Here is a 13,144-nt window from a genome sequence, read left to right on the forward strand (position 1 = left end):
CAAGGGCGCCGATCGTGCGAAACTTCAAACACCGCATGTGAATCTGGATCCCGGCCTTCGCCGGGACGAACGGCGGGGAGGGGCGTAGCGAAGCCCCCTTTACCCCTCGCGCCGCCGCCGGAAGTCCGCCGGCTTCAGCCCGTGTTTCTGCAGCTTGTCGTACAGCGTCTTCCTCGGCAGGCGCAGGGCCTCGGTAACGGCGGTGACGTCGCCGTCGCAGCGCTCCAGGGTCTCGCGGATCAGTTCGGCCTCATAGCGGGCGACGCGTTCGGTCAGGCCGCCGGCCTCCTCCTCGACGACCCCGACCCCGCCGGGATCGGTCAGGCCCGCCGCCACCCGTTCGGCGAAATGGACCAGTTCGCGGACGTTGCCCGGCCAGTCGTGCTCCAGCAGATGCCGCCTGACCGCCGCCGTCAGTCCGGGCGCGGACCGGTCCTCGCGCGCCGCCGCCCGCCGCAGGAAGTGGGCGAACAGCAGGGGCATGTCCTCGCGGCGCTCGCGCAAGGGCGCGACCCTCAGCTTCACGACGTTCAGCCGGTAGTAGAGGTCCTCGCGGAAGGCGCCGGCCCGGATGGCGTCTTCCAGATCGATCTTGGACGAGGCCAGGATGCGCAGGTCCAGGGTCTTAGCCGCCCCGCCGATCGGCTGCACCTCCCGCTCCTCGATGACCCGCAGCAGCTTGACCTGCACGGCCGTCGGCATGCTTTCGATCTCGTCTAGGAACAGGGTGCCGCGATGGCTCTGTTCGATATGGCCGATACGCCGCCGGGTCGCGCCGGGGAAGGCGCCGGGCTCATGCCCGAACAGCTCGCTCTCGATCAGCCCCTCGGGCAGGGCGCCGCAGTTGACCGCGACGAACGGGTGGATGCGTCGCCGTCCGCCGTTGTGCAGGGCCCGGGCGACGACCTCTTTGCCGACCCCGGTCTCGCCCTCGATCAGGACGTCCAGCCGGGCGTCCGCCAGTTGGGCGATGGTGGCCCGCAGCCGCGCCATGGTCTCGCTTGACCCCAGCAGGGGCAGTTCCAGCCCGGCGTCGCTCTGGGCCGCCGCCAGCCGCCGGTTGTCCAGCACCAGGGCCCGCTTCTCCAGCGCCCGGTTCAGGCTGTCCAGCAGTCGCTCGAAGGCGAAGGGCTTGGCCACGAAGTCATAGGCGCCGTGCCTCAGGGCCTCGACCGCATCGGCGATGTCGCCGTGGCCGGTAATCATCAGGACCGGCAGCCCCTCGTCGATCGCCTGCAGCCGGGCCAGCAACTGGCGACCGTCCAGACCGGGCATGCGCAGGTCGCTGACCACTACGCCCGCGAAGCCGGCGTCCACCGCCTTCAGCGCGGCTTCGGCGGAGGGGTAGGCCGAGACCTCGAAACCCTCCAGCGTCAGCCGTTCGGACAGGGCCTCGCGGAAGTCGTCGTCGTCGTCGACCAGGGCAACGGCCTTGGGTTGGGCGAAATCCATCAGGCGGCCTTCAACGAAATCACGAACACAGCGCCCGCATCGGACGGGCGGGTGTTCAGCTCCCCGCCGAAGCTGGCCACGATGTCGCGGCAGATGACGAGGCCGAGGCCCAGTCCTGTCGCCTTGGTCGTGACGAAGGGGGTGAAGAGGGCGCCGGCGATCTCGTCCGACAGGCCCGGGCCATTGTCGGCGATGACGATCTCGACGCCATCGCCGGTGGCCGCGACCGACAGGCTCAGTCGGGGCTCGGCGACACCGGCCTCGTCCAGGGCTTCGACGGCGTTCTGCACGAGGTTCAGGATCACCTGCTCCAGCCGGACCCGGTCGGCCAGCACCTTCAGCGACGGCGCCTTGGCCCGGGTCACCGCGATCCGGCTGGCGCGCAGCCGCCCGGTCAGAAGGACCAGCGCCCCGTCGATGGCCTCGTCAGGACTGACGGCCGATGGGCGCGACGTCGTCTTCCTCGAGAAGGCGCGCAGCTCGTCGGTGATCGATCCGATCCGCGCCGTCAGCTCGGCGATGCGGTTGGCGGTGCGGGTGACGCCTTCACCGTCGTCGCGCTTCAGATAGGCCAGCACCGTCTCGGCGCTGGTGCGGATGGCGGCGACCGGCTGGTTGATCTCATGCGCCACCCCGGCGGCGATCTGACCCAGGGTCGCCAGCTTGTTGGCCTGGACCAGCTCCTCGCGCAGCATTTCGCGGCCGGCCTCGGCGGCGCGGCGTTCGTCGATCTGGCGGTTCAGCTCGTCATTGGCGGCGCGCAGTTCGACGGTGCGTTCGTCGATGCGACGCTCCAGATCGGCGCGGGCGGCCTCCTCGGCGCGCATCTGGGCCTCGGCCAGCTGGCGGCGGCGCAGCAGGACGCCCACGGCCCCCATCAGCAGGGTCACCGCCAGCAGGGCCACCGCACGGGCGTTGGAGACCGCCACCAGAATGGCCGTCCCCGCCGGCGACAGCAGATGCAGGGTCCACCCCGGCGTCGCCGTATCGGCCGAGGCCGCTATCCAGCTTTCGGGCGGCCCGTCCACGGCGGCGGTGACGAGAGCGGGGCGCGCATCCGCCGTGCGGAAGGGCAGGGGGGCGAGGGCGTCGTGGCCCAGGGTCTGGCCGGTCAGGACCTGCCGCCTCTGGGCGTCGCTCATCGGCGCGACCGTGCGGAAGCGCCAGTCAGGCACGCTGGTGATCAGGATCACGCCCGAGGGATCGGCGACATAGGCGGGCTCGCCCGAACCGCGCCAGTCGGCCTCGAGCGCGTCGAACTCGACCTTCACGACCGCGACCCCGACGACGCGTCCGTCCGCGTCGGCCATGCGCCGCGCCAGATAGAGGCCGGGCCGTCCGCTGACGGTGCCCAGGGCGAAGAACTCGGCGTCGCCGGTCTGCATGGCGCGGGTGAAATAGGGTCGGAAGCTGTAGTCCTCGCCGACGAAGCTGGTTGGCAGCCGCCAGTTGCTGGCCGCGCGCGCCACCCCCTTCGCGTCGAGCAGATAGATGGCCGCGGCCCGCGTCTGCTCGGCCAGCCGCTCCAGCTTGCGATCCACCTGATCGGTGCGCGCGGGGCCGGGATCGGTCAGAAGCGCGACGGCCTCCGGGTCCTGGGCCAGGACGAGGGGCAGGGAGCGGTGCTTTTCCAGCTCGCTGCGCAGCACCGCCGCGTGCAGGGCCGCGCCGGCTTGGGCCTGCCGCGCCAGATCGCCCTCGGCCTGCCGACGCGCCAGCTCGCCCGCGATCAGCGCCGCCCCGACCGCGAGCACCAGCCAGACGACCGCCAGCCCGATCCACGGCCGCTCCGTCGGTCGAAGGACTGTCGATAATCGGGGCTGCAGGTCGCTGAAGGCCATGGCTTAGTGTGCGATTATCCGCACGTTTTGCCTAGATGTCGCGGCGGAATTTCGCATTTCAGGCTGCCAGATCGTTCCTGAAATGGCATTTAGTTAAGCATAATCAAGTATATATGTTTTTTGTCGATGTGGTTTCACGTTCGCCGCGCCTGAGGCCAGAATAAGGCTGGAAACACGACTCGAAGATCGTGTCCCGGGAGTTTCGCGGACCGTGTCCGCCAAGAGGAACAGGCGTTGCAACCGATCACCCAGACCGCGGCCGCTCCGGCTGTGAAGAAGCCCTTCTACGCCCACCTGTATTTCCAGGTGCTGACGGCGATCGTGCTGGGGGCGGTGATCGGGCATTTCTGGCCGGAGTTCGGCAAGTCGCTGAAGCCGCTGGGCGACGCCTTCATCAAGCTGGTGAAGATGGTCATCGCCCCGGTGATCTTCCTGACCATCGTCACCGGCATCGCCGGGATGCGGGATCTGGGCAGGGTCGGACGGGTGGCGGCCAAGGCCTTTGCCTATTTCCTGGTCTTCTCGACGCTGGCGCTGATCCTCGGCCTGATCGTGGCCAATGTCGTCCAGCCGGGACGGGGGCTGAACATCGACCCCTCGACCCTGAACGCCGGGGCGGTGGCCCAGTATTCGTCGGCCGCGCATGAGACGACCATCCAGGGCTTCCTGATGGGGATCATCCCCGACACCGTGGTCAGCGCCTTCTCGACCGGCAACATCCTGCAGGTGCTGTTCGTCTCGATCCTGTTCGGCGTCGCCCTGGCCTTGATCGGCGACGTCGGCAAGCCGGTGCTGACCTTCCTTGAGTCCATTTCGGCGGCCTTCTTCAAACTGGTCGCCATCCTGATGAAGGCCGCGCCCATCGGGGCCTTCGGGGCCTTCGCCTTCACCATCGGCGCCTATGGCATCGGCTCGATCGCCAACCTCGCGGCTCTCGTGGCGACCTTCTATCTGACCGCCATCCTGTTCGTGGTCGGCATTCTGGGGCTGGTCGGGATCGCCAACGGCTTCAATATCCTCAAGCTGATCCGCTATCTGAAGGAAGAGCTGCTGCTGGTGCTGGGCACCTCCTCGTCGGAGGCCGCGCTTCCCAGCCTGCTGGAGAAGATGGAACGGGCCGGGGCCGCCAAGTCGGTGGTCGGTCTGGTCGTGCCGACGGGCTATTCGTTCAATCTGGACGGCACCAACATCTATATGACGATGGCGGCCCTGTTCATCGCCCAGGCGCTCGGCATCCACCTCAGCCTCGAGCAGCAGATCCTGCTGCTGGCCGTGGCCATGCTGTCTTCCAAGGGGGCGGCGGGCATCACCGGGGCCGGCTTCATCACCCTGGCCGCGACGCTCGCCGTCGTCCCCAGCGTGCCGATCGCGGGCATGGCCCTGATCCTGGGCGTCGACCGGTTCATGAGCGAATGCCGGGCCCTGACCAACTTCATCGGCAACGCCGTGGCCACACTGGTGGTGGCCCGCTGGGAGAACCAGCTCGACCGCGACGCCCTCAAGGCCGCTCTCGACGGCCACCCCCAACCACTCGCCGCACAACCCGATCCCGCCGCCGGGCCGGGGGACGATGCGCTCGTTACCGCCGACTAACACACAGACAAGACAACAAAAAACGACACGAGGGAGGACAACAATGATCAAGATCAAGACCGCCATGCTGGCGACCACCGCCGCCACGGCCCTGCTGGCGATCGCCGGCGCTTCGATGGCCCAGACGGCCCCGCAAGCGCCGCAACAGCCCGCGCCCCAGCCGGCGCCCGCCGCTTCGCCCGCGACCCAGGCCATCGTCGAGGAGGCGCAGGAGGAGGGCGATCCCGCCGCCAGCGTCGACGACATCGTCGTGGTCGGCTCCCAGATCCGCGGCGCCGACGTCACCGCCGCCCTGCCGGTCACGGTGCTGGGGCAGGACCAGATCGCCGCCACCGGCGCCGTTACCGGCGACGACCTGCTGCGCACCATCCCGCAGATGGGCGACGTCCTGTTCAGCGCCGCCAACAACGCCCAGACCTCGAACGCGGCCCGCGGCGACGTCAACTCGGTCAACCTGCGCTCGCTCGGCGTCGGCAACACCCTGGTGCTGCTGAACGGACGCCGCATCGTCTCCCACCCGACCAGTCAGGGCACGTCCGACACCGGCACGGTGCCGGTGCTCAGCTACAACTCCAACGCCATTCCGGTCTCGGGGCTGGAGCGTCTGGAAGTCCTGCTGGACGGCGCGGCCGCCATCTACGGCGCCGACGCGGTGGCGGGCGTGGTCAACACCGTCACCCAGGACGACTTCGACGGCTTGCGCTTCACCACCCAGTACGGCGGCGCCGAGAACACCCATCTGCGTGAGCTCAGCATCGGCCTGTTCGCGGGCAAGGACTTCGACCGGGGCAATGTCTCGGCCTTCATCGACTTCACCGACCGCACCGCGCTCCAGGCCGACGACCAGCAGTTCACCCGCTCGGACAACCTGCGCTTCCTGTTCGAGGACTATCCCGACTTCGCCTCCAGCCTGACGCCGGACGCCCGCAACACGCGTGGTCCCTGGGCCAATCTGGCGGTCATCAACGGCCCCGGCATCATCCGGCGCGGCACCACGCCCCTGACCAGCGCGGCGGGGGTGTTCCACATCCAGCCGACCACCATCACGGGTTGTCAGGCCAACCTGAGCCAGACCGGCATCTGCATCGGTCAGGCGGCGCTCAGCTTCAATGGCGTCCAGCGCGACCTGCGCTATGACACCGCGACGGGCACGACGATCACGCCCGAGGTCCAGCGCCTGAACCTGTTCTTCACCGGCCACTACGACCTCAACGACAATGTCACGGCCTTCGGGGAGCTGGGCTGGTATCAGGCCGAGACCAAGCGTCTGCAGCCGGCGCTGATCAACCTCAACACCCTGACCATCCCGACGACCAACTACTGGAACCCGTTCGGCCCGGTCACCTTCGCCAACGGCCAGACCAACCCGAACCGACTGTCGGGCCTGACCAATGTCCCGGTGCAGGGTCTGGCGGTCACCCTGAACCAGTACCGCTTCGTCGATGCGGGCATGCAGAAGGTCAGCGTCGACAACTATCAGGCCCGCGCCCTGGCCGGTCTGCGCGGCGAGTTCCGTGGCTTCGACTGGGAGACGGCGCTGACCTATTCGGAAGCCGAGGCCACCGATAGCTCGACCGCCGTCAACGCCACCAAGCTGCAGGCCCAGCTGGCCCTGTCGACGCCCGACGCCTACAACCCGTTCAACGGCGGCTGCCTGGACAACACCAGCGTCGGCGACTGCACGGCCAGCTCGCAGGCGGCCATCGACGCCATCACCTTCGATCTGAAGCGGGTGTCCAAGACGACCCTGGCCATGGTCGACTTCAAGGTCTCCAAGGGCGACCTGCTGCACCTCTGGGCCGGCGATCTCGGCATGGCCTTCGGCGTCGAGGCCCGCAAGGAGACCCAGAACGACGACCGCGATCCGAACGTCGACGGCACCAATGTCTTCGTCGACTCGGTCACCGGCGCGACCAACCTGTCCAACGTCATCTCGGTCAGCCCCAACCCGGACACCCACGGCGAACGGACGGTCTCGGCCGCCTATATCGAGTTCGCCGTGCCGGTCGTCTCGCCGGAGATGAACATCCCTCTGGTCCACAAGCTGGACCTGCAGATCGCCGGCCGGGCCGAGCACTATTCGGACTTCGGCAGCGTGGCCAAGCCCAAGATCGCCGTCGCCTGGGACATCTTCGACGGCCTGCGCCTGCGCGGCTCCTATTCGGAAGGCTTCCGCGCCCCGAACCTGGAACAGACCAACGCCACCACCTACGGCCGTCTGGCGACCAACAACGACTTCATCCGCTGCGAGGCCGACCTGCGCGCCGGCCGCATCGCCACCTTCGGCGCCTGCGCCCGCTCGATCGGTTACTCGCTGCTGGTCTCGGGCAACCCGGACCTGAAGCCGGAGGAGAGCACCAACTCGTCGTACGGCATCGTCTTCCAGCCGAAGTTCCTGCCCGAGAGCCTGGGCGACTGGACCTTCACGGTCGACAAGTGGCGGATCCAGCAGGAGAAGATCGTCGGCCTGTTCGGCGGCTCCGCCGCCACGGTTCAGGACTACCTCGACCGCGTCACCGGCTCGTCCAACCCGCTGGTGGTTCGCGCCGCGCCCAATGCCGATGACATCGCCCTGTTCGCCGGTACGGGCATCGCCCCGGTCGGCCAGATCATCTCGGTGTCGGACAAGTTCGTGAACCTGCTGCCGCAGGACGTCCAGGGCATCGACTTCGGCATCGTCTGGCGTCTGCGCAACACCCCGGTCGGCAACTTCCGGGTCAACATCAATGCGGCCAAGCTGACCAAGTTCAGCCGTGAGCCCGGCCCGCAGATCGACGCCCTGTTCGCCGCCCGCGCCGCCGGCACGATCAACGCCGCCACGCCCCTGCCGGACTCCTCCAGCCTGCTGGCCCAGAACGGCCGTCCGGAGTGGAAGGTCTCGGGCACGGTCACCTGGGCCAACGGCCCGTGGCAGGTCGGGGTCTTCACCCAGTACATCAGCGCCGTGGACGACACCGCCTTCATCGGGACCTCGGGCAATCCGTGGGAGGTCGAGAGCCGCCTGACCGGCAACCTGTACGGCCAGTACGAGTTCGAGGACCACTTCGGCATCGCCAACAACACCCGCCTGCGGGCCGGGGTGCGCAACATCACCAATGAGGCGCCGCCGCTGTCGTCGTCCGGCTATCTGGGCTCGCTGTACCAGCCCTACGGCCGCTACTGGTACATGAGCGTCACCAAGACGTTCTGATCCGTCTCCCCGAAGCGCCCTCCAAAGAGGGTTCTTCTCCTTGCCGGGGCGGTGTTTCGGCGCCGCCCCGGACCTTGTCTTCTGAAGTGAGCCTCTCATGAGTTCCTGGGTCGCCGCCGGTCGTTCGATGCTCGCCGCACTGGCTGTCGGAGCCGGGCTCGCCGCCTGTGCGACCTCCGGCTCGGCCCAGACACCGCCGGCGCCTGAGGCGGCCGTCGTCTCGCCGATCCCGGCCGATGCGACCTGTCCGGAGGGCATACCCGCCGGGACGAAATGCTACACCGGCCGGTCGGAGGAGGGGGCCTTCTACTGGATCGCCATCCCGGCGAACTGGAACCAGGTCCTCGTCGTCCACAGCCACGGCGGACCGCGCACCACCACCCCCAACATCGACGACGAGATCGACGACCTGCAGCGGTTCTCGGTCATGGTCCGCGAGGGCTATGCCTGGGCCGGCTCGACCTATCGCCGCGGCGGCTATGGGGTGCGGATGGCGGCCGAGGACACCGACATCCTGCGTCGCATCTTCTGGGACCGTTTCGGCAAGCCGCGCCGGACCATCGTCCACGGCCAGTCCTGGGGCGGCAATGTCGCGGCCAAGGTCAGTGAGCTCTACGCCGTCGACGGCAATGGTCAGCGCAACTACGACGGCGTCCTGCTGTCGGCCGGACTCGTGGCGGGGGGCACGCGCGGCTATGTGTTCCGCTCGGACCTGAGGGCGGTCTACCAGTTCTACTGCCGCAACCACCCGCGCGCGGACGAGGTCCAGTACCCGGTGTGGCAGGGCCTGCCCGCCGACGCCCGGATGACCCGCGCCCAGCTGACCGAGCGGGTGGATGAGTGCACGGGCGTGTCGAAGCCCGCCGACCAGCGCACGCCGCAACAGGCCCGCAACCTCAAGAACATCCTGAGCGTCATCGGCATCCGCGAGGACGAGCTGGTGTCCCATCTGAACTGGGCGACGGGGCTGTTCCAGGACATGGTCCAGAGGCGGCTGGACGGCCACAACCCCTTCTCCAACATCGGCACGGTCTACTCAGGCTCGGACGACGACGCAGCCCTGAACGCGGGCGTCGAGCGGTTCGCGGCCGATCCGGAGGGGGTGGCGCGTCTGGCCTATGACGCCGACCTGACCGGCCAGATCATGCTGCCGACCCTGAGCATCCACGGCAAGAAGGACCCGACGGTCTTCGTCAGCGTGGACGCCGTCTATCGCGACATCGTGGCGGCGGCCGGACGGTCGGACCTGCTGGTCCAGACCTTCACCGACGAGGACACCCATTCGAAGCTGAGCACCCCGGAGTATGCCGGGATGCTGGACGCCCTGATGGCCTGGATCGACAAGGGCGAGAAGCCCACGCCCGCCTCGGTCGCCGCGGCCTGCGAGACCCATGCGGCGGCCTATGGCGAGCCCTGCAAGTTCGATGTCGGCTTCGTCCCGACCCTGACGAGCCGCTAGGACCAGCTGTAGCTGGTCTTGGTCTGGGTGTAGAACTCGATGGCCGCGAAGCCCTGTTCGCGGGCGCCATAGCTGGACGACTTCGTGCCGCCGAAGGGGACGTGGTAGTCGACGCCCGCGGTCGGCAGATTGACCATGGTCATGCCCGCCTTCGCCCGGCGCTGGAAGTCGCGGGCGTGCTTGAGCGAGGTGGTGACGATGCCCGCCGCGAGGCCGAACTCGGTCGTGTTGGCGACGTTCAGCGCCTCCTCATAGTCCTTGACGCGGATGGTCGAGGCGACCGGACCGAAGACCTCCTCGGTGTTGATCCGCATGGCCGGATCGGTGTCGGCGATCAGGGTCGGTTGCACGTACCAGCCCGGGTTCTCGAGGCTCAGGCGCTCGCCGCCGGTGACGATGCGGCCGCCGCCCTGACGGGCGATGTCGATGTACTTGTAGCTCGTCTCCATCTGGGCCTCGGAGACCGCCGGGCCCATCTGGGTGTTGGGATCGAGGGCGTCGCCGACGCGGAGGGCCGCGACCTTCTCGGCCAGCAGGGCGACGAACTTGTCGTGGATGGCGTCGGTGACGATCAGGCGGCTGGAGGCCGTGCAACGCTGGCCGGTGGCGTAGTAGGAGCCGTCCAGAGCGATCATGACCGCCCGCTCCAGGTCGGCGTCATCGAGGACGATCAGGGGGTTCTTGCCGCCCATCTCCAGCTGGACCCGGGCCTGACGCGCGACCGCGCCCGCCGCGACGCCCGCGCCGACGCCTTGCGAGCCCGTGAAGGAGACGCCGTCCACGTCCGGATGGTCGACGATCGCCTGACCCACGCCGCCGCGGCCGATGACTAGGTTGAAGACGCCCTTGGGCAGGCCGGCCTCGACGAGGATGTCGGCGAGGGCGCTGGCCGTCGCGGGCGTCGGGCCGGCGGGCTTCATCACCACCGTGTTGCCGAAGGCGAGGGCAGGGGCGGCCTTCCACGCCGGGATGGCGATGGGGAAGTTCCAGGGGGTGATCAGGCCATAGACGCCGACGGCCTGACGATAGGTCTGGATCTCCACGCCCGGGCGGACGCTGTCGAGGTTCTGGCCGTGGCGGCGCAGGGCCTCGCCGGCGAAGTACTTGAGGATGCGGCCCGCGCGGACGGTCTCGCCGATGCCCTCGGGCAGGGTCTTGCCTTCCTCGCGCGACAGCAGGCGACCGAGCTGTTCGCGGCGCTCCATGACGAGCGTCCCGGCGCGGTCCAGCACATCGGCGCGGACTTCGGGGCTGGCCTCGGACCAGGACGGAAAGGCGGCCCTGGCGGCGGCCACGGCGGCGTCGACCTCGGCCTGACCGCCGTCGGGCGTCCGGGCGACGATGTCGTTGGTGTTGGACGGGTTGTGGCTCTCGCCCGGCCGGGCCGTCTCCACGCGTTCGCCGTCGATCAGGTGGGAGAGCTGGAGGGTGTCGGTCATGGCGCGGGTCCCTGTCGTGTCTGGTTGATGCGCGGTGTAGTCCCGGGAGGCCCGCGCGCCGACACTGAATGGGGCATGGATCGAGAGCCCCGGCGCATCGATCCGCGCTCGCGGAGCCGCGTTCGGGCTTGATCAAGCCAAAACCCGCATCGGTCGATAGCCGCTTTGGCTTAGACCCGCATCGAAGGGCCAAGTACCGTTCTCCTCAGGGCGCGATGACAGCGCCGTGCGGCGTGGCCGCTTCAGTGAGGAACTCTATGTCCAGGATGACCCCAGCGGAGATGGCCGCGACGATCGGCGGCGGCCTGCTGTCCTTCCCCGTCACCCACTTCGACACCGCCCACCAGTTCGTCGAGACCGACTACCGCGAGCACTGCGCCTGGATGCTCCAGTACGAGCTGGCCGGCCTGTTCGCCGCCGGCGGCACGGGCGAGTTCTTCTCCCTGACCCCCGAAGAGGTCGGCAAGGTGGTCAAGGCCGCGGTCGAGGAGACCGCCGGCAAGACTCCCGTCATCGCGGGCTGCGGCTATGGCACGGCCATCGCCGTCGAGCTGGCGAAGTCGGCCGAGGCCAACGGCGCCGACGGCGTCCTGCTGCTGCCCAACTACCTCATGGTCCCCGGCCAGGAGGGCCTCGCCGCCCATGTCGAGGCGGTCTGCAAGGCGACCTCGCTGGGCGTCATCGTCTACAACCGCGACAACGCCGTGCTCCAGCCCGAGACGCTGGAGAAGCTGTGCGACCGCAACCCCAACCTCGTCGGCTTCAAGGACGGCGTGGGCGACATCGAACTGATGATGAAGGTCTATGCCCGGATGGGCGATCGCCTGACCTACGTCGGCGGCCTGCCGACGGCCGAGACCTTCGCGCCCGCCTATCTGGAGATGGGCGTCACCACCTACTCCTCGGCCATATTCAACTTCGTGCCGGACTTCGCCCTGGACTTCTACAAGGCCGTCCGGGCCCGCGACCATGCCGCCATCATGGCTGGCCTGCGCGACTTCGTCCTGCCCTACATCGCCCTGCGCGACCAGGGTAAGGGCTATGCGGTCTCGATCGTGAAGGCGGGCATGACCGCCATCGGCCGCACCGCCGGTCCGGTCCGTCCGCCGCTGGTCGACCTGACCCCGGCCCAGCTGGACCAGCTCAAGGCCCTGATCGCGGGCGTTCAGCCGGCCGCGCCCAGGCTGGCGGCGAACGGATAGTCGCAGGCCTCTGTCCGGTGTCCGCCGGAGGGCCTAAGACCATCAACCTACGCAGTAGGTGGTCATGAACATGTTCGAACTCAGTCAGTTGCGCTGCTTCGTCGCCGTCGCCGAGGAACTCCACTTCGGGCGGGCGGCGCAGCGTCTCAACATGACCCAGCCGCCGCTGAGCCGGCAGGTCCAGCTGCTGGAGCGCATCCTAGGCGTGGTCCTGCTGGACCGGACCAGCCGGTCTGTGCGGCTGACGCCGGCCGGGCGGTCCTTCCTGATCGAGGCCAAGCGGATCCTGCGGCTGGCCGACAGCGCGGCCCTAGCCACGCGCCGCATTGCCTCGGGCGATGCCGGGAGGGTGGCGGTCGGCTTCACCGCCGCCTCGGGCTACAGCTTCCTGCCCAACCTCGTGGACCTGGCGCGGACGAAGCTGCCCAATGTCGACCTGACCCTGAGGGAGCTGGTCTCGGGCGAGCAGGTCGAGGCCCTGCTGACCGGACGCATCGACCTGGGCCTCGTGCGGCCGCCCCTGACCCGGCCCGAGTTCGACAAGGTCCGCGTCCTGACCGAGCCCTTGGTGGCGGCCCTGCCGAGCGGCGACCCACGGCTGGAGAAGGACGTCATCAGCCTGTCGGACTTCGGCGACCAGCCGATGGTCATGTATGCGCCCGAGGGCGCCGGCTACTTCCACGGCATGCTCAGCGCCATGTTCGACGAGGCCGGGGTGTCGCCCCAGTACGTCCAGCACATGGCCCAGATCCACTCCATCCTGGCCCTCGTCCACGCCCGGATCGGGGCGGCGGTGGTGCCGGAGGCGGCGACGAAGCTGCACTTCGAGGGGGTCGAGTTCCGGCCTCTGGAGACCTCGCCCGAGCGGCCCGTCGAGCTGTTCGTGGCCTGGCGACGCGACAACGACAACCCCAGTCTGAAGCCCCTGCTGGCCCTCATCGAGGCGCAAGGGGAGCACCCCTAAGGAG

The 13,144-nt window shown here is 68.7% G+C and carries 8 protein-coding genes; 5 read left to right on the forward strand and 3 right to left on the reverse strand.

The window, feature by feature from the left end:
* Positions 1–99: 99 nt before the first annotated feature.
* A complete protein-coding gene (locus tag IFJ75_RS05235; RefSeq protein WP_207931577.1) occupies positions 100–1,452 on the reverse strand; it encodes a sigma-54-dependent transcriptional regulator in 1,353 nt (450 codons plus the stop codon).
* Positions 1,452–3,293: a sensor histidine kinase gene (locus IFJ75_RS05240; RefSeq protein WP_207931578.1), complete on the reverse strand. Its 1,842-nt coding sequence runs from the start codon at positions 3,291–3,293 to the stop codon at positions 1,452–1,454. Before IFJ75_RS05240 ends, IFJ75_RS05235 begins: the two co-directional genes overlap by 1 nt.
* 234 nt (positions 3,294–3,527) lie before the next feature.
* On the opposite strand from IFJ75_RS05240, the gene IFJ75_RS05245 reads away from it, so the two are divergent.
* The 3 genes from IFJ75_RS05245 to IFJ75_RS05255 all read left to right on the forward strand — a co-directional run bounded on the left by IFJ75_RS05245 (position 3,528) and on the right by IFJ75_RS05255 (position 9,535).
* Positions 3,528–4,886, forward strand: coding sequence for a dicarboxylate/amino acid:cation symporter (locus IFJ75_RS05245; protein ID WP_318781071.1), 1,359 nt, complete (start codon positions 3,528–3,530; stop codon positions 4,884–4,886).
* Between the two features lie 43 nt (positions 4,887–4,929).
* Entirely contained in the window at positions 4,930–8,076 is a 3,147-nt protein-coding gene (locus tag IFJ75_RS05250; RefSeq protein WP_207931579.1) for a TonB-dependent receptor domain-containing protein, read from the forward strand.
* Between the two features lie 97 nt (positions 8,077–8,173).
* A complete protein-coding gene (locus IFJ75_RS05255) occupies positions 8,174–9,535 on the forward strand; it encodes a hypothetical protein (RefSeq protein WP_207931580.1) in 1,362 nt (453 codons plus the stop codon).
* Here IFJ75_RS05255 and IFJ75_RS05260 read toward each other — a convergent pair.
* Positions 9,532–10,974, reverse strand: a complete 1,443-nt coding sequence (locus IFJ75_RS05260; protein ID WP_207931581.1) for an aldehyde dehydrogenase family protein — start codon at positions 10,972–10,974, stop codon at positions 9,532–9,534. The two genes, IFJ75_RS05255 and IFJ75_RS05260, sit on opposite strands and share 4 nt — an antisense overlap.
* A gap of 281 nt (positions 10,975–11,255) precedes the next feature.
* Between IFJ75_RS05260 and kdgD the strand changes: the two genes are divergently transcribed.
* Both kdgD and IFJ75_RS05270 read left to right on the forward strand, forming a co-directional pair.
* Complete coding sequence (kdgD, locus tag IFJ75_RS05265; protein ID WP_225897006.1) at positions 11,256–12,176, forward strand: 5-dehydro-4-deoxyglucarate dehydratase; 921 nt, start codon at positions 11,256–11,258, stop codon at positions 12,174–12,176.
* A 70-nt stretch (positions 12,177–12,246) separates the two neighbouring features.
* Positions 12,247–13,140, forward strand: coding sequence for a LysR substrate-binding domain-containing protein (locus IFJ75_RS05270; protein ID WP_207931583.1), 894 nt, complete (start codon positions 12,247–12,249; stop codon positions 13,138–13,140).
* Positions 13,141–13,144: the final 4 nt, after the last annotated feature.

The organism is Brevundimonas goettingensis (assembly GCF_017487405.1).
Taxonomy (GTDB): Bacteria; Pseudomonadota; Alphaproteobacteria; order Caulobacterales; family Caulobacteraceae; genus Brevundimonas; species Brevundimonas goettingensis.